Source organism: Cryobacterium zhongshanensis, assembly GCF_022760445.1.
In the GTDB taxonomy this organism is placed as follows: domain Bacteria; phylum Actinomycetota; class Actinomycetes; order Actinomycetales; family Microbacteriaceae; genus Cryobacterium; species Cryobacterium algoricola.
Window position 1 is genome coordinate 652,500 of the sequence record NZ_JALGAR010000001.1, and the last position, 16,023, is coordinate 668,522.

The 16,023-nt window shown below is 70.6% G+C and carries 17 protein-coding genes; 11 read left to right on the top strand and 6 right to left on the bottom strand.

The window, feature by feature from the left end; genetic code table 11:
- Positions 1-5 precede the first annotated feature (5 nt).
- Positions 6-818, top strand: a complete 813-nt coding sequence (locus tag MQH31_RS03085) for a putative endonuclease domain-containing protein (protein ID WP_243010867.1) — start codon at positions 6-8, stop codon at positions 816-818.
- 120 nt (positions 819-938) lie between these two features.
- Here the strand turns inward: MQH31_RS03085 and MQH31_RS20530 are convergent, their stop codons facing one another.
- Positions 939-1,061 carry a hypothetical protein gene (locus MQH31_RS20530; protein ID WP_255453709.1) on the bottom strand — a complete coding sequence of 41 codons (123 nt, stop codon included), beginning with the start codon at positions 1,059-1,061 and terminating at the stop codon, positions 939-941.
- A gap of 150 nt (positions 1,062-1,211) precedes the next feature.
- Between MQH31_RS20530 and MQH31_RS03090 the strand changes: the two genes are divergently transcribed.
- Positions 1,212-1,454 (top strand): hypothetical protein, encoded by a 243-nt coding sequence (locus MQH31_RS03090; protein ID WP_243010868.1) that lies wholly within the window; start codon positions 1,212-1,214, stop codon positions 1,452-1,454.
- A gap of 93 nt (positions 1,455-1,547) precedes the next feature.
- Here MQH31_RS03090 and MQH31_RS03095 read toward each other — a convergent pair whose 3' ends face one another.
- Positions 1,548-2,894 carry a threonine/serine exporter family protein gene (locus MQH31_RS03095; RefSeq protein WP_134535441.1) on the bottom strand — a complete coding sequence of 449 codons (1,347 nt, stop codon included), beginning with the start codon at positions 2,892-2,894 and terminating at the stop codon, positions 1,548-1,550.
- A gap of 67 nt (positions 2,895-2,961) precedes the next feature.
- Positions 2,962-3,873 (bottom strand): DUF4349 domain-containing protein, encoded by a 912-nt coding sequence (locus MQH31_RS03100; RefSeq protein WP_243010869.1) that lies wholly within the window; start codon positions 3,871-3,873, stop codon positions 2,962-2,964.
- 189 nt (positions 3,874-4,062) lie between these two features.
- Here MQH31_RS03100 and MQH31_RS03105 point away from each other — a divergent pair, with 189 nt between their 5' ends.
- Genes MQH31_RS03105 through MQH31_RS03115 form a run of 3 tightly spaced genes read left to right on the top strand, consistent with a single transcriptional unit; the run spans position 4,063 to position 6,204 of the window.
- The gene (locus MQH31_RS03105) at positions 4,063-4,284 is read left to right on the top strand and encodes a hypothetical protein (RefSeq protein WP_134535443.1); all 222 of its coding nucleotides are present in this window, start codon (positions 4,063-4,065) and stop codon (positions 4,282-4,284) included.
- Positions 4,285-4,287: 3 nt separating this feature from the next.
- The gene (locus MQH31_RS03110; protein WP_243010870.1) at positions 4,288-5,172 is read left to right on the top strand and encodes an alpha/beta fold hydrolase; all 885 of its coding nucleotides are present in this window, start codon (positions 4,288-4,290) and stop codon (positions 5,170-5,172) included.
- Between the two features lie 45 nt (positions 5,173-5,217).
- Positions 5,218-6,204 (top strand): aldo/keto reductase, encoded by a 987-nt coding sequence (locus MQH31_RS03115; RefSeq protein ID WP_243010871.1) that lies wholly within the window; start codon positions 5,218-5,220, stop codon positions 6,202-6,204.
- A gap of 143 nt (positions 6,205-6,347) precedes the next feature.
- Here the strand turns inward: MQH31_RS03115 and MQH31_RS03120 are convergent, their stop codons facing one another.
- Entirely contained in the window at positions 6,348-7,169 is an 822-nt protein-coding gene (locus MQH31_RS03120) for an aldo/keto reductase (RefSeq protein WP_243010872.1), read from the bottom strand.
- 207 nt (positions 7,170-7,376) lie between these two features.
- Between MQH31_RS03120 and MQH31_RS20810 the strand changes: the two genes are divergently transcribed.
- The 4 genes from MQH31_RS20810 to MQH31_RS03140 all read left to right on the top strand — a co-directional run bounded on the left by MQH31_RS20810 (position 7,377) and on the right by MQH31_RS03140 (position 11,279).
- Entirely contained in the window at positions 7,377-8,417 is a 1,041-nt protein-coding gene (locus MQH31_RS20810; protein ID WP_134535447.1) for an NAD(P)-dependent alcohol dehydrogenase, read from the top strand.
- A 126-nt stretch (positions 8,418-8,543) separates the two neighbouring features.
- The gene (locus MQH31_RS03130) at positions 8,544-9,098 is read left to right on the top strand and encodes a hypothetical protein (protein ID WP_243010873.1); all 555 of its coding nucleotides are present in this window, start codon (positions 8,544-8,546) and stop codon (positions 9,096-9,098) included.
- Complete coding sequence (locus MQH31_RS03135) at positions 9,095-10,660, top strand: GMC family oxidoreductase (RefSeq protein WP_243010874.1); 1,566 nt, start codon at positions 9,095-9,097, stop codon at positions 10,658-10,660. Before MQH31_RS03130 ends, MQH31_RS03135 begins: the two co-directional genes overlap by 4 nt.
- 73 nt (positions 10,661-10,733) lie before the next feature.
- Complete coding sequence (locus MQH31_RS03140; RefSeq protein WP_241976342.1) at positions 10,734-11,279, top strand: YbhB/YbcL family Raf kinase inhibitor-like protein; 546 nt, start codon at positions 10,734-10,736, stop codon at positions 11,277-11,279.
- Between the two features lie 50 nt (positions 11,280-11,329).
- On the opposite strand, the gene MQH31_RS03145 is transcribed toward MQH31_RS03140, so the two are convergent.
- Positions 11,330-12,199 (bottom strand): IclR family transcriptional regulator, encoded by an 870-nt coding sequence (locus MQH31_RS03145; RefSeq protein ID WP_243010875.1) that lies wholly within the window; start codon positions 12,197-12,199, stop codon positions 11,330-11,332.
- A 232-nt stretch (positions 12,200-12,431) separates the two neighbouring features.
- Between MQH31_RS03145 and MQH31_RS03150 the strand changes: the two genes are divergently transcribed.
- The gene (locus MQH31_RS03150) at positions 12,432-13,529 is read left to right on the top strand and encodes a glycerol dehydrogenase (protein ID WP_308196435.1); all 1,098 of its coding nucleotides are present in this window, start codon (positions 12,432-12,434) and stop codon (positions 13,527-13,529) included.
- Between the two features lie 70 nt (positions 13,530-13,599).
- Here the strand turns inward: MQH31_RS03150 and MQH31_RS03155 are convergent, their stop codons facing one another.
- Entirely contained in the window at positions 13,600-14,808 is a 1,209-nt protein-coding gene (locus MQH31_RS03155; RefSeq protein WP_243010876.1) for an MFS transporter, read from the bottom strand.
- 256 nt (positions 14,809-15,064) lie between these two features.
- On the opposite strand from MQH31_RS03155, the gene MQH31_RS03160 reads away from it, so the two are divergent.
- A complete protein-coding gene (locus tag MQH31_RS03160) occupies positions 15,065-15,946 on the top strand; it encodes a sulfurtransferase (protein WP_372488098.1) in 882 nt (293 codons plus the stop codon).
- Positions 15,947-16,023: the final 77 nt, after the last annotated feature.

A 16,023-nucleotide genomic window follows, 5' to 3' on the forward strand; every position in this document is an offset into this window, starting at 1 on the left:
GGGGCATGAACGGCACGGACAACCCGACGGCAGGCGGCGGCTCGATGGGCGGCGGCACGGCGACGGGCGGCACGTCGGTGCGGTTTCGCTGCGGGCACGGCGCCCCGGCAGTGGATGCCCGCATCACCCTCCAGCGGGACTGCCCGCTCTGCGTCCTGCTCCGTGAAACCCGGCGCACCCGGGCCCAGTTGATCGGCAAGGCCGCGGCGGGCGCGCGCGCCGCACTCGCGGAGGAGACCCGGATCGGGGCGACCTACGAGTGGATCTGTGCCCGGGGCCACTCCCGGTTCACCGCCACGGTGCGCGAGGCTCTCACCGGCCCCGGCTGCCCCAAATGCCTGGCCAACGCCGCGGCACCCGCGGCCCGGTTCGAGGGCGGGGTGCCGTTCATGAAGCCCGGCCTGCGGCTCGGCACCTCGGCGACCGAGCAGCGGCTGCGGGCGGCGCTCGGGGAGCGCATCCGGCTGCCGCACCGGGTGAACGCCGTGCGCATCAGCCGCACCTTCTACGGCAAGCCGGAGGTCTGGCCGGACATCATCATTCCGGCACTCCGGATCGCGATCGAATACGACGATCCGGGCCGCGACGGCACAGCGCACGTCGGCCTCAAGGAAGTCTCCGACCGCGAGAAGGACGCGGCACTGAACGAGGTCGGCTGGGAGGTGATCCGGGTGCGGGCCGGCGGCCTCGCCGAGCTCGGCCGCCACAGCGTGGTCTGCCGGTCGGTGACGACGGCGGTCGTCGACCGCATCCTGGATCTCCTCGTCGAGATCCGGGGCTCCGAGGCCGTCGCCCGCATTCTGATCGGCACGGGCTGATCGACACGGACTGATCGACACGGGCTGATCGACACGGGCCAACGAGACAGGGTGCCGCCCCGCCGAAGCGGGACAGCACCCTGTCTGCAGTGAAACTGCGTAAAACTAATCGGGCGGAGACTACGCCTTGCGTGCCTTCTCGGCCGTCTCGTTGGACTTGGCGTGCTTGTCGGCACGCTTCTCCTTGAGAGACTTGCCGGCGACCTTCTTGGTCGCATCCTTCTTGGGTGATTTGTCAGCCATGTGCACTCCTTCGACCCGAGCCCCAGCGGCATCGTCTGCTTCGACCCTACGCGGAATCGCTGGGAACGGCATCCGCCCGGCCCTGCCCTTGTGCCAGCGCGCACCGGTCGTAGGCTGTGTGCGACCAGCCACCTGAGGGATTGAGGGAATATGAGCGAGAACGGCACTTACCGGGCGATCTTCTTCGGCGCCAACCCGATCGCCGCGGGAACCGAGCACGAACTGGAATACGTCAACGGCGAATATGCCCAGGAGGTCACCCTCGAAGTCGAGGAGGACGGCGAGGTCGTGCGGCGCGTCTTCAAGCTCGGGCACGTCACCGAGGAACCGATCTCGTACCGCTACGTCGAGGACATCCACGACGAGACCGGCGAGGCAGACGTCCCGAACTGACCCCGGGCCGCCGGACGGACGTCGAGACGTTCCGTTCCGGTCGAGAGTGACCCGCAGAACGGGCACTCTCGACCGGAACGGTGCACCGCGAGACTAGATGCGCTTGCCCGGGCTGCGACTCAGCCGCACCGGCAACGCCATCAGCGGTCCGACGAAGCGGCGCTGCAGCCGGCGCGCGGGTCCCCAGACGAACTGCACGAGGTACTGCGCGAGGATCGCCCCCGCGGCGAGCGCGACCGCGACGGCACCGGCGGTCAGCATGCTGAGCACGCCGTCGATGTTGCCGTCGGAGAGCTGCAGCAGGCCGCTGAACAGGGTCAGCCCCGGAACGAGCGGCACGAGCGCCGTCACGACGATCACGAGCGGGGGCGTGCGCACCACCCGCGAGGTCAGTGCGGCGGCGAGCCCGACGCCGACGGCTGCGGCCGCCGACGACCAGACCAGGCCGAAGCCCGCGCTCGTGCCGCCGAGGTAGAGCAGCTCGGCGAGCGCCCCGAGCAGGCAGACCACCCAGTACGCCCGCCACGGCACCTGCACCGCGAGCGCGAAGCCGACGACGATGACGACGGATGCCGCGAGGAGCGCGGCCACGTCGGCGAACGTCAACGCGACGTTGCCGTTCACCCTCAGCACCAGGCCGAAGCGGGCGAGGAGGAGCGACGCCCCCGCGACCCCGGTGACGAGGCCGCCGGTGATGAGGAGCGCCTCCATCATCCGGGCGGTCCCGGTGAGGTAGAAGCCGGACAGGGTGTCGTGCACCGCGCCGAAGGTCGTGACGCCCGCGAGTAGCATGATGATCGTCGCGATCACGACGAGGGACGGATTCGCGGAGGGATCCACGAGTGCGACGACCGCGGCCGTCATCGGCCCGATCGCCCCGCCGACGACGTTCTGGTAGAAGACCGGCACCTGCCGCCGGTCGAGCGCCGCCGTGATCAGGTCGATGAAGAAGGTCGCGATGAACGCGGCGATGAGCACGGTGAGCCCGCCGCCGATCAGCACGGCGGCGCCGGCGCCGACGAGGCTCCAGCCGAGCCTCCGCCAGAGTGCGGTGACCTGGGGCCGGGCGCTCACGATCGTGGCGAGGGCCTTGCGCGCGTCGGCGACGTCGATGGGGTTCTCGATGAGTTCGGCGATCAGTTCGCTCGTCGCAGTGAGCTTGCCGTAGTTGAGGGAGCGGTACTTGACGTTGCGGCTCCGGGTGATCGACTCGTGCGTGCCCGGGTCCTCGTGGGTGAGGGCGATGATCGTGTGCGTCACGTTCGCCTCGGTACCCTTGAGGCCGTAGGCGCGGGTGATGGCCTCCATCGCGGCCGTGGCGTCCTCGGCTCCGGCTCCGGCGGCGAAGATGACCTCGGCGAGGCGCATGGTCAGGTCGAGGACCGCGCGGGTGTAGCCCGCGTTGTCGAAGACCCCGATGCTGACGGTGGCGTCAGACATCCGTGCGACGGACCTTCGTGGGGTCCGTCGTGCAGCAGTGGGGGGTGGGGTGGGTCACCCCCCAAGCCTAGGCAGCCTTTCCCTTACGGCGGGACATCCGCACGATGAGGATCACGATCAGCGCGAGCACGCCGACGAGGGCGATCCACGGCAGCGCATAGCCGATGCCGACCAGTGCGGCGCCGAGCGCACCGACCAGGGCCGCCCAGCCGGCACCGATCGCGGTCCAGAAATCGCCGGGAGCTCCGGGTGCGACGGTTCCCGTTGAGTAGAGGGACAGGGTGATCGTCGAGAAGTCGACCTGATCGGACAGGAAATTGCGCTGCGACTGCAGGCTTTCGAGGTCCGCCTGCCGCTGGGAGAGCGTGCCCTCGATCGCGATCAGGTCTGTCGTCGTCGTTGCCTGCTGCATCAGCGTGAGCAGCCGGTCCACGGAGGTCTTCAGGGCGGTGATCCGGGCATCGAGGTCCTGGGTCTGCTGGGTGATGTCCGAAGCATTGAGCGACACGAAATTGACGGTGCCGAGTTTCTTGAGGTCGGTGACCGTGCGGTCGAGGGCGCCGGACGGGATGCGCAGGGTGAGGGTCGCACTCGCCTGCTGGTTCTCGGTCGCGGGATTCTCGGTGCGGCTGTCGATGCGCCCGCCCGCCTGTTCGGTGATCGTCACCGCGTCCTGCGTCGCCTTGATCGGGTCTTTCGCAGTGATCGACATCGACCCGGTCATGATCACGTCGCGCTGGCCGGTGGCGACCTCGCTCGTGCTGCCGGCGGCGGAACCCGAGGTCACGCTGCCTGCCGCATCGCCGGCTTGCGGGGCTCCGACGACCCCGGAATCCTTGGTCGTGCCGTCGCCCGTCACGGCGCCGGTTCCCGGGTTCGACACGGACGAGCCGGCATCGTTCGACGAACCGGAGGCGGAGCATCCGGCCAGCAGAAGCACGGCGGCGAGGAGCGCTGCAGCGGCGGGAAAACGTTTCATGGGGCAACTGTATGGCGCGCCCGGAGGCCACTGTCTGGACGCCGTCTGGGAGTCGAATCACAATCCCGTCTCGGTGCGGGCACAGTTGTTAGTGTCGAGGCATCGGCCGGGCAGCTCCGGCCGGGCTCCACGCGACACACGCTCCACGAGACACACCCTGAGACACACTCGACACCCAACGGAGGAAATATGGGATTCGCAGAGAACGCCAAGGACGCCCTCGACGCCACCGGGCAGAAGATCGGCCGGGCCTTCGAGGACACCAAGGACCGGATCGAAGACAAGGTCGACGAGATCAAGGCGGATGCCGAGGTCAAGCGCGCGGAGGCCGGCGTGAAGCACGCCGAGGCCGAGCGCGACGCGACGAAGGCCACCAATGAGTACAAGGAAAACCTGCGCGACGATACTTGAGTCATGGGATGGTGGGCTGCGTTGACGGGACGGGTCCGTCGACGCCGCCCGCCCCTGCTCCACATCGCCACGGATGAGGGCACCGGACCGGTCGTCATCCTCGTGCACGGCATCGCCAGTTCGTCCGTGACATTCCGGGAACTGGTGCCGCTGCTCACCCCGCGGCACCGGGTGATCGCGGTCGACATCCTCGGCTTCGGCGAATCGCCGGCCCCCGAGGGCTGCGAGTACCGGCTCGAGGACCACGTCGAGGCGCTCGCCGCGACCATCCGCTCGCTCCGGCTGCGCGAGCCGTTCGTGCTCGTGGGCCATTCCCTCGGCAGCCTGATCGTGGCCAGGCTTGCTGCGTCGCCGGTGACCCGGTTCGATCGTCGCACCCGGATCTCCCGCGTCGTGCTCGTGGGGCCGCCCGTGTACCTGTCGCCCACGGAGATCGGCGACCGCTGGGTGCGCGCCCGGGTCAGCGTCTACCTGCGCGCGTACGCCTTCCTGAGGGAGAACAAGGACTTCACCATCGGCAACGCCGCGATCATCTCGCGGCTGCTGCCGAAGGGCATCTTCGAGATCACCGAACGCAACTGGACCCCCTTCGTGAAATCCCTCGAGCACTGCATCGAATCGCAGACGCTCGTGAGCGACATCGCGAGCCTGCGCGTGCCCGTCGACGTGGTCTATGGCAGCCTCGACGCGTTCATCCAGTCGGGCAGCCTGACCGTGATCGAGCGGATGCGCCACGTGACGATGCACCGCGTGGAGGCGAACGACCACCTGATCCGGCCGCGCCTGGCCCGGGAACTGCTCACGGTCATCGAGACCGCGACAGGGGCCGACGACCGACCGGCGGACCCGGACGGGCCGCGCGCGCCGGCATCCGCTGCCGCCCGCTGAATTCGCTGGACGCGGAGTGGCCGAGCGGATGATTAGGCTGGGGACATGGACACACGCACCCTGGGAAGAACCGACCGAACCGTCTCCGTGATCGGGCTCGGAACCTGGCAACTGGGAGCGGACTGGGGCGACGTCAGCGAGGCCGATGCGACCGCCGTGCTCGCGGCATCCGCCGACGCCGGGGTCACCTTCTTCGACACCGCCGACGTCTACGGCGACGGCCGCAGCGAACAGATCATCGGGCGCTACCTCGCCACGGCCGGCGCGGACGCCGGGATCACGGTCGCGACCAAGATGGGCCGCCGCGTCGACCAGCTCGCCGAGAACTACGTGCTCGCCAACTTCCGCGCCTGGACCGAACGCTCGCGGCGCAACCTCGGCGTCGACACCCTCGACCTCGTGCAGCTGCACTGCCCGCCGAGCGCGGTCGTCGAATCGGGTGAGGTCTACGACGCGCTCGACACCCTCGTCGCCGACGGCGCGATCGCGGCCTACGGATTCAGCGTCGAGACCTGCGACCAGGCCCTCGCCGCGATTGCCCGCCCGGGCACCGCGACCGTGCAGATCATCCTGAACGCGTTCCGGCTCAAGCCGCTCGACGCCGTGCTCCCCGCCGCCCTCGCCGCCGGGGTCGGCATCATCGCCCGCGTGCCGCTCGCGAGCGGGCTGCTCACCGGCAAGTACACCCGCGCAACGACCTTCGCCGAGAACGACCACCGCAACTACAACCGCGACGGCAGCCACTTCGACGTCGGCGAGACCTTCTCGGGAGTCGACTACGAGACCGGCCTCGCCGCGGCCGCGGAGTTCGCCGCGCTCGTGCCGGCCGGGCTCACGCCCGCGCAGGCCGCGCTCGCCTGGGTCGCCCAGCAGGACGGCGTGAGCGCCGTCATCCCCGGCGCACGCTCGATCGCCCAGGCGCAGGGCAACGCGGCGGCCGGGTCGGTTCCGCCGCTCAGCGCCGAGTTCCTCGCCGGCGTGCGCGACATCTACGACCGCCTCCTCCGCGCCCAGATCCACCCGCGCTGGTAACTCCCGCCCCGCCCCGCGCCGTCCCCGGAAGCCGCGCCTGAAGATTCCGCGAGACTGCACTTGTGGCTCTTAAACCACGGGTTTAAGGGCCGAAAGCGCAGTCTCGCGGATGCTGGTGGGCGCGCGGGGAGGGCGGCGCGGGCTTAGTCGTCGTCGGGGTCGCGGCCGGTGCGCTCGCCGGAGTCGAGGGCGGCGATCGCCGCCCGGTCCGTGTCGTCGAGGGCGAAGTCGAAGACGTCGAAGTTCTCCCGGATGCGCGACGGCGTGACCGACTTCGGGATCACGATGTCGCCGAGCTCGAGGTGCCAGCGGATCACGACCTGCGCGGCGGACTTACCGTAGCGGGCGCCGATCGCCTCGAGCGTCGGGTTGCCGATCGCCCGGCCGCGGGCCAGGGGTGACCAGTCTTCGGTCAGGATGCCGTGGGCCGCGTCGTAGGCGCGGACATCCGCCTGTTGCAGCCACGGGTGCAGCTCGACCTGGTTTACCACGGGCACCACGGCGGTCTCGGCGAGGAGCCGGTCGATGTGGTGCGGGTGGAAGTTGGACACCCCGATCGAGCGGGCTCGGCCGTCGGCGCGGATGGTCTGGAGTGCCCGCCAGGTGTCGACGTACCTGTCCTGGCTCGGGACGGGCCAGTGGATCAGGTACAGGTCGACGTAGTCGAGCCCGAGCTTCCCGAGGCTCTCGTCGAAGGCGCGCAGGGTGCTGTCGTAGCCGTGGTCGGCGTTCCAGACCTTCGTCGTCACGAAGACGTCGCCGCGGGGGAGGCCGGCTCGGGCGATGCCCTGGCCGACGCCGGCCTCGTTGGCGTAGAGCGCCGCTGTGTCGACGTGCCGGTAGCCGGACTCGAGCGCGACCTGCACCGCATCCGCCGCCGCGGCGTCTGCGATCTTGTACACCCCGAGGCCGAGCTGCGGGATCGAGTGGCCGTCGTGGAACTGCAACACGGGTGAAAGGGTCATGTCCCCATTAAACCCGCCCCGCAGCTCCCCAACCCGCTTTCGCGGAAGGGAGGGTCGCGGCGGTGGGCCGGCTTCTCACGGGGTGAGAGGCGGGCTTTCGGGCCGGCGGCCGAGCACCGAGAGTATGAACCATCTCGTGCCGCTCTCAGGGCGCGGCGTGCCGGGCAACGCCGCCCGTCACGAAGACGCGGGATACAGGAGGTCACGGTGAAGGCTGTCCGGCTCCACTCCTATGGGGCGCACCCGACCCTCGACGATGTCCCCGAGCCCGAGATCCTCGGCCCGTGGGACGTGCTCGTCGACGTCGGCGCCGCCGGGCTCTGCCGCACCGACCTGCACATCATCGAAGGCCAGTGGGACCCGATCCAGCACCCGCACCTGCCGTACACGCTCGGCCACGAGAACGCCGGCTGGGTGCGCGCCTGCGGCTCGGCCGTGCACAACGTCGCGGTCGGGGACACGGTCATCATGCATCCGCTCACCAGCTGCGGGCTCTGCCCCGCCTGCCGGGAGGGACAGGACTCGCACTGCGAGAACGCCACCTTCCCCGGCATCAACGTCGACGGCGGCATGGCCGAGGTGCTCCGCACCAACGCGCGCGCCGTCGTGAAGCTCGACCCCGCGCTCCAGCCCCGCGACGTGGCCGCCCTGGCGGATGCCGGACTCACCGCCTACCACGCCGTGCGGAAGGCCGCCCCGGTTCTCTTCCCCGGCAGCCACGCGGTCGTGATCGGGTCCGGTGGCCTCGGGCACATCGGCGTGCAGAGCCTCGCGGCGATCACGAGTGCGGAAATCACCGTCGTCGACCGCTCCGAGGCGGCCCTCGAGCTCGCCGGTCAGATCGGCGCGCACCACACCGTGCTCGCGACGAGCGATGCGGACGTCGAGAAGGCCGTCGCCGAGATCACCGGAGGCGGGGCGCACATCGTCTTCGACTTCGTCGGTGAACGCGGTGCAGAATTGCTCGCGCCGAAGCTGCTCCGGAACCGCGGCTCGCACTACGTGATCGGTTACGGCGGCACGGTCAGCCTGCCGACGATCGAGATCATCTCGCGTGAGATCAACGTGATTGGCAACCTCGTCGGCACGTACACCGACCTCGTCGAACTGATGACCCTCACGTCCCAGGGCAAGGTCACCCTGCACACCGCCGTCTACCCGCTCGACGCCGCCAACGACGCGATCGCCGACCTCGAGAGCGGCCGCCTGGTCGGCCGCGGCATTCTCGTGCCCGACCACGCCGCCTGACACGGCCGCGACCGGTTGCCCGGGCGGCATCCCCGGCCCGCCCCACCAGGCTCCCGTTCCACCCGTTCCACCCGTTCCAGCCCGTTCCAGCCCGTTCCACCCCGATCCATCCGAAGGAGACCAACAGTGACGTTCCTCGACACCTCGGAGGCCCCGAGCGGCTTCCTCGACTCCCCGCAGGCGCGGGCCCTGCTCGTGCGCGTCATCCGGGTGGCATTCCCGCACGCGCAACTGCCGGACACCGCATACGAGAAGACCGCGGCCGCCCTGATCGCACTCGCCGAGAAGACGCCGCGGCACTTCCTCGCCCTGTCATCCGGCCTCGCGAGCCTCGACACCCTCCCCGCGGGCGCATTCCTCGACCTCAACGCGACGGATGCCACGGCTCGCCTGCGCGCGATCGAGCGGACCGAATTCTTCGGCTTCGTCCGCGCCAACACCGTGCTGACCCTCTACAACCTCCCGGAGGTCTGGGAGGCGCTCGGCTACGAGGGCGCGTCCTTCGACAAGGGCGGCTATCTCACCCGAGGCTTCAACGACCTCGATTGGCTCCCGGAGCCGCGGATCGAGGAATACACCGGCGAACTGAACTACGTCGAGATCGGCCCGCTCACCCGGCAGGTCGGCACGGGCACTGCGCCGGCGGCATCCGCTGCGACCAGGGACGAGGTGACGAAATGACCGCGATCGACCACGACGAGGAGGCCGTCGTCATCATCGGCTCCGGCGCGGGCGGAGGGACCCTCGCCTACGAGCTCACCGCTCGCGGGATCAAGGTCGTCGTCCTCGAGGCGGGCCCGCACATCACGAATGCGGAATACGTCAACGACGAGTGGGCCGCGTTCTCCCAGATGGCCTGGCTCGACCCCCGCACGACGAGCGGCTCCTGGCGGATCGCCCGCGACTTCCCGAACCTGCCGGCCTGGATCGTCAAGGCCGTCGGCGGCAGCACCACGCACTGGTCGGGCGCGACGCCGCGGTTCCTCGCCCACGAGTTCGAGGCCCGGAGCACCTACGGGGCGATCGACGGCGCGAACCTGCTCGACTGGCCGCTCACCCTCGCCGAGCTCGCCCCGTACTACGACCGCGCCGAGATCGCGATGGGCTCCACGCACCGGCACGGCCGCGCGGCCCTACCGGCCAACAACAACTACAAGGTGTTCGCCAACGGCGCCGCACGGGTCGGCTACAACTTCTACGCGACCGGTCCGTACGCGACGAACGCCGAACCGTACGACGGGCGCCCGGCATCCATTCAGGACGGCTTCAACTTCCAGGGCGACAAGTCCGGCGCGAAGTGGAGCACCCTCGTGCGCGAGATCCCCCGGGCGGAGGCGACCGGTCACCTCGACCTGCGCCCGCTCAGCCAGGCCGTGCAGATCAGCCACGACCGCACCGGGCGCGCCGACGCCGTGCTCTACCTCGATGCCGCCGGCGGCATGCACCGGCAGCGCGCACGGATCGTGTGCGTCGCCGGGAATTCGATCGAGACGCCGCGGCTGCTGCTGCTCAGCGCGAGCTCCCTGTTCCCCGACGGGCTCGCCAACTCCTCCGGCCAGGTCGGCCGCAACTACATGCGGCACACGACCGGTTCGGTCTACGCCCAGTTCCCCGACCCGGTGCACTCCTACCGCGGGGAGACGATGGCCGGGATCATCGCAGACGAGGCGCGCCACGACGAACGCCGCGGCTTCGCCGGGGGCTACTACCTCGAAACCCTGTCGCTCGGTCCGGCGTTCCTCGCGGCCTTCGCGGACCCGGGGGCGTGGGGGCGCGACTTCACGGCGATCCTCGACGGATACGCGCACACCGCGGGGCTCTGGATCGTCGGAGAGGACATGCCGCAGGAGACCAACCGGATCACCCTGAACGGGTCGGTCACGGATGCCGCCGGCCTGCCGGTCGCCAACGTTAACTTCGACGACCACCCGAACGACGTCGCCATGCGCGAGCACGGCTACCGCCAGGCCGAGCTGCTCTACGACGCGGTCGGGTCGATTTCGGCGCACCGCACCCCGCCATACCCGTCCACGCACAACCTCGGCACGAGCCGGATGAGCGCACGGCCGGAGGACGGCGTGGTGAACAAGTTCGGTCGTGCCCACGATGTGCCGAACCTGTTCGTGAGCGATGGTTCGGTGTTCACGACGGGAGCCGCGGCGAACCCCACCCTTACGATTGTGGCCCTCGCCATCCGGCAGGCCGATCACATCGCCGAACAGCTCGCCAACGGAACCCTGTGACCGTCCGTCCGTCCGCCGATCCGTCCGTCCGTCCGTTGCCTGACACCGTTCCAGAGAAGGAGAGCGTGAACCCATGACCCACGACCAGATGATGCGAACGCCGTACGACCAGATCGGCGAGGTGCCGACCTTCACGCTGGAGTCCACCGACGTGAAGAACGGCGAGGAACTCGCACCGCCCCAGCGCAGCGGGATCTTCGGCGCCGGCGGCAGCGATACCTCGCCCGAACTGCACTGGAGCGGGTTCCCGGCCGGAACCAGGAGTTTCGCGGTGACGATGTACGACCCGCTCGCCCCGACGGCGAGCGGATTCTGGCACTGGGCCGTCGCCGACATCCCCGTGACGACGACGAGCCTGCCGACCGGGGCGGGCGAGGAGAACAGCAGCACCCTGCCGCCCGGTGCCTGGCAGCTCACCAACGACGCGAGCCTCCGGCGCTACCTCGGCGCGGCGCCGCCGGCCGGCCACGGGCGGCACAACTACTACATCGCCGTGCACGCCCTCGACGTCGACACGATCGGCATCCCCGAGACGTCGACGCCCGCGTTCCTCACCTTCAACCTCGGTGGGCACACCCTCGCCCGCGCCGTGATCACCCCCTGGTGGGAGGCCCGCTAGACCGCCCCGCACCCCGGTTCGGGCGAGCGGATGCTCAGCGCCGCGACTGCTCAGCGCCGGACGCTGCCGGAGCGGAAGTAGCGCGAGAGTCCGGCTGCGGTCTCGCGCAGCATCCGCTCGAGGTCGCGTTCGCGGCTCGCGATGGTGTCGGCCCGGGCCGAGATCGCGACGGAGCCGACGAGCAGGCCGGCCGAGTTGCGCACTCCGACCGCTGCACAGGTCATGCCCGGCACGAACTCCTCGTGTTCCCAGGCGACCTGGGACCGGGAGATCGTCTCGAGCTGGCGCTCGAGCTCTCCGCGGTCGGTGATCGTCGCGGGGGTCAGGCGGGGCAGCCCGTGCTCGTCGAGGTACTGGTCGCGCTGCTCGCCGCTCATGCCGGTGAGCATGATCTTGCCGAAGGCGGTCGCGTGGGCGGCCTCGTGGAACCCGAAACTCAACGGGGTGAGCCGCGGGGCGGCCGGGGAGTCCACGATGTAGGTGACGACGACATCCGCCCCGCGGTAGGCGGCGAAGTATGCGGCCGCTCTGGCGTGCCGGTGCAGGCGGGCGATCTCGGTGCGCACCTCCGCGGGCACCCCGATCTGCCGGTGCAGGGAGACGCCGAGCCGGTGCAGTTTGTACCCGAGTTCGAACTTGCGTTCCCGCCGGATGTGTACGAGGTAGTCGCTCTGCACGAGCGTCTGCATCAGCCGGTACACGGTCGGCAGCGGGTAGCCGAGGCTCGCCGAGACCTCCTTCGCCGTGGCCCCGCCGCGCTCGGCGACGATCTCGAGGATCGCGAGCGTCTTCTGGATCGAGGCGACCCCGCTCAGGGCCGGCGGCGCCGGCAGCGCCGTGACGTTGGCGGCCCGTGGCGGCTGGGCGAGTGTCCGGGGCGACGGCGGCTGGGACAGGGGAAGAGCATCCGTGGTCTTCATGCGGCCATTGTCAGCCGGGCCCGGCCCCGGCACAATCGCCGGGCGCCTGAGAAGATCCCGGGTGCGGCGGGTGCGCCGGCTTCTCACATCGTGACAGGCCCCCTGACCGGGCGGCACCGGCGAATTTAGGCTGGCGGCATCCGCATCGTTCGAAGAAGGAGATCGTCATGGCCGCCTCCAGCGCCATTCGTACCATCATCAGCCCCGGCCGCTACGTGCAGGGAAGGGGGCGCTGTCCCGGCTCGGCGAGTTCCTCGCGCCGCTCGGGAAGACGCCGCTCCTCGTCTCCGACGACGTGGTCTGGGGGATCCTCGGGCAACGCGCGACGGACTCGCTGCGTACCGCCCAGCTCCCGGTCACCCGGGAACGGTTCGGCGGCATCCCCACGGCCGCCGAGGTCACCCGCCTCGTCGGCGTGATCGAGAGGACCGGCGCAGACGTCATCGTCGCCCTCGGCGGCGGCAGCACCATGGACGCCGTCAAGGCGGCCGGGTTCCTGGCCGGCATCCGCTGGGTCACCGTGCCATCCGTCGCCTCGACGGATGCGCCCACCTCGGCCCTCTCGGTGATCTACACCGCCGACGGCGCGTTCGAGGAATACCGCTTCTTCCCGAAGAACCCGGACCTCGTGCTGATGGACACCCAGCTCGTGGCGGATGCCCCGGCCGCGTTCCTGGCGGCGGGCGTCGGCGATGCCCTCGCGACCTGGCTCGAGGCCCGTGCGACGCGGCAGGCGCACGCGAACACGATGGCGGGCGGCCTGCCGACCCTCGCGGGCACCGCGCTCGCCGAACTGTCCTGGGGTGTGATCTGGGACAACGCGCTCCCCGCCCTCGATGCCGTGCGCGACCACCAGGTCACCCCGGCCGTCGAGAAGCTCGTCGAGGCGAACACGCTGCTGTCGGGGCTCGGGTTCGAGTCCGGCGGGCTCGCCGCGGCGCACGCGATCCACAACGGCCTCACCGCGGCGCACCAGACCCACGGCCTCGCCCACGGGCAGAAGGTCAACATCGGCTCGGTCACCCAGCTCGTGCTCGAGGGGGCTCCGACCCAGGAGATCCGCGACTTCATCGAGTTCACGACCCGGGTCGGGCTGCCGAACACCCTGACCGAGGTCGGTCTCAGCGTCGACGACGAGGACGACCTGCGCCGCGTCGCCGAGGCGGCGACGGTGCCGGGGGAGACGATCCACAACATGCCGTTCGACATCACCCCCGACGAACTCGTCAGCGCGCTGAAGTCGATCGAGCGGTTCTCCCGCACGGTGCGGAGCGAGGCGCACCTGCCTGCGCCCGTGCAGTACGTCGCCCACCAGGTCGACACGCACTAGCCCGCAGGTCTCCGGCAGCGGATGCCACGGCATCCGCTGCCCTGACCCGCGCCTCGACGGTGGTTTCTGGCTAGGAGACCTGGATCTGGATGGGGGCGGTGTCGGGGATCGGGCCGGCGTCGCGGCCGCGCAGGTCCGGGTGCCAGCGGCGGCCCAGCGCGGGGATCAGGGTGCCGAGCGCCGCGAAACCGGCGGCGACGAGGATCGCAGCCCCGGCGCCGTTGTGGTCGATCATGAAGCCGGCCGTCGCCGACCCGAGCGCCGCGCCCATCAGCTGGCCGGTGCCGACCCAGCCGTACGCCTCGGCGGTGTCGCTGAACTTGACGCTCGCCGACACGATCCCGAAGAGCACGGCGAAGGCCGGCGCGATGCCGAGGCCCGCGAGGAACAGGGTTGCGGCGAGCCACCAGAAGCCGAGGCCGAGGGTCGCGAGGGAGAGACCGATCGTGACGATCAGCATCCGCCCGGCGAGGGCCCACGGGCCGATCTGCGCGTGCCCGAGCGCGAGGCCGCCGACGAGGGAACCGATCGCGAAGATGCCGAGCACCCAGCCGGAGTCCGAGCTGCCGTGGCCGAATGCCGCGACGACGCCGGCCTCGACGGCCGAGCAGGCGGCGACGAGCATGAAGCCGACGACGGTGCTGAGGAGCACGGGCGGGCGCTTGAGCACGGCGCCGAGCTTGCGGCGGCTGCGCGGGATCCGCACCCGGCCGACCTCGGGCAGCACGACGAACCAGATGCCGCCGCCGACCAGGAAGACCGCGGCGAGGAGGATGCCCGCGACCGAGCTGACCTGGATCGCGACGAACGTGGCGATGACCGGTCCGAGCACCCAGATGATCTCCTGGGCGGATGCGTCGAGCGAGAACAGGGGGGAGAGCTGGCGGGAGTTGACGATCTTCGGGTAAATCGTGCGCACGGCCGGCTGGATCGGCGGCGTCGTCAGCCCCGCGACGAGGCCGATCACCATCAGGCCCCAGATCGGCAGGATCAGCAGCGCCATCACGACGATGGAGCTCGCGCAGATCGCGATCGTGGCGATGATGACCGGGCGCATACCCCAGCGACCCATCAACCGGCTCGTGAGGGGACCCGCGATCGCCTGGCCGATGCTCATCGCGCCGAGCACGAGGCCGGCGGAACCGTAGGAGGCGTAGACGTGCTCGATGTGGATCAGGAACGCGAGCGAGAGCATCCCGAACGGGAAGCGGGCGGTCAGCTGCGCAGCTATCAGACGGGCAACCCCGGGCGTCTTCAGTAGGGTCCAGTAGCTGCTCACTCGTTCGAGTCTACGGGCGCGGCGTCGTGCGCGACGAGTCGGAAGCCCGCCACGCAATCCGTCGCCACCCCGCGCCGAATTACGTCGCGTGCGCGCCGGTTCTCGCAACGAACGTGTACGGGACGCAATTCCGTGCCGGGGCCCGCGCCCGCGCCATGCGCGAGCCCTGCGGAGTGCCGCTCCGAGTGCCGTTCGCTCCGGCGGGGTGCGGGCGGATGCGGGTCCCCGCGCCGCGCACACCCGGTAGCGTGGTTTCGTGAACACTTTGATCTCAGCCGAGGACCTGGCCCGCCTGCTCGAGACGCGTGAGGACATCCGCGTGCTCGACGTCCGCTGGGCGCTCCTCGGGCCGAGCGGCCGCGACGAATACGCCGCCGGGCACCTGCCGGGCGCGGTCTACGTCGACCTCGAGACCGAGCTCGCCCGGCCCGGCGCCCCGGAAGACGGCCGGCACCCCCTGCCCGCGATCGACGACCTGCAGGCGGCCGCGCGCCGCTGGGGAATCCACGACGACGACACCGTCGTGGTCTACGACGACCTGAGCCTGATGTCGGCGGCACGGGCGTGGTGGCTGCTGCGGCACGCCGGGCACCGGAACGTGCTCCTCCTCGACGGTGCGCTCGCCGCATGGCGCAAGGCCGGGCTGCCGCTCGTCACCGGGGAGCAGCCGGACCCGCCGATCGGCACCGCGCACCTGAGCTACGGTTCGCTCGGCACGATCGACGCGGACACCGCCGCCGCCATCGCGCACACCGGCATCCTCCTCGACGCGCGAGCCGCCGCCCGGTACCGGGGCGAGACCGAGCCGGTCGACCCGCGCGCCGGTCACATCCCCGGCGCCGTGAGCGCCCCGACGACGGACACCCTCGCCGACGACGGCCGCTTCCTGCCCGCCGACCAGCTCCGCGCGCAGTTCGAGTCCCTCGGCGTGCGGCCGATGCGCCCGATCGGGGTCTACTGCGGATCGGGCGTCACCGCCGCCCACGAGATCGCAGCGCTCACGATCGCCGGGTTCGTCCCCTACCTGTATCCCGGGTCCTGGTCGCAGTGGTCCAACCTCCCGGACCGTCCCGTGGAAACCGGGGACAGTGCGCGCGGCGGGTTCGGCGGTTTCACCGGGGCCAGCGTCGGGCTGTAGCCGTCGGCGTCGGCCGCTCGCGGCATCCGCTCTGAGCATCCCTCGCCCCCGGTGCGCTCCCATGGAACTCACACGGC

Bases quoted from the DNA above. Each gene is read 5' to 3' on its own strand.
- MQH31_RS03085 (WP_243010867.1), top strand. From the start codon at position 6: ATGAACGGCACGGACAACCCGACGGCAGGCGGCGGCTCGATGGGCGGC.
- MQH31_RS20530 (WP_255453709.1), bottom strand. From the start codon at position 1,061: ATGGCTGACAAATCACCCAAGAAGGATGCGACCAAGAAGGTCGCCGGC.
- MQH31_RS03090 (WP_243010868.1), top strand. From the start codon at position 1,212: ATGAGCGAGAACGGCACTTACCGGGCGATCTTCTTCGGCGCCAACCCG.
- MQH31_RS03095 (WP_134535441.1), bottom strand. From the start codon at position 2,894: ATGTCTGACGCCACCGTCAGCATCGGGGTCTTCGACAACGCGGGCTAC.
- MQH31_RS03100 (WP_243010869.1), bottom strand. From the start codon at position 3,873: ATGAAACGTTTTCCCGCCGCTGCAGCGCTCCTCGCCGCCGTGCTTCTG.
- MQH31_RS03105 (WP_134535443.1), top strand. From the start codon at position 4,063: ATGGGATTCGCAGAGAACGCCAAGGACGCCCTCGACGCCACCGGGCAG.
- MQH31_RS03110 (WP_243010870.1), top strand. From the start codon at position 4,288: ATGGGATGGTGGGCTGCGTTGACGGGACGGGTCCGTCGACGCCGCCCG.
- MQH31_RS03115 (WP_243010871.1), top strand. From the start codon at position 5,218: ATGGACACACGCACCCTGGGAAGAACCGACCGAACCGTCTCCGTGATC.
- MQH31_RS03120 (WP_243010872.1), bottom strand. From the start codon at position 7,169: ATGACCCTTTCACCCGTGTTGCAGTTCCACGACGGCCACTCGATCCCG.
- MQH31_RS03135 (WP_243010874.1), top strand. From the start codon at position 9,095: ATGACCGCGATCGACCACGACGAGGAGGCCGTCGTCATCATCGGCTCC.
- MQH31_RS03140 (WP_241976342.1), top strand. From the start codon at position 10,734: ATGACCCACGACCAGATGATGCGAACGCCGTACGACCAGATCGGCGAG.
- MQH31_RS03145 (WP_243010875.1), bottom strand. From the start codon at position 12,199: ATGAAGACCACGGATGCTCTTCCCCTGTCCCAGCCGCCGTCGCCCCGG.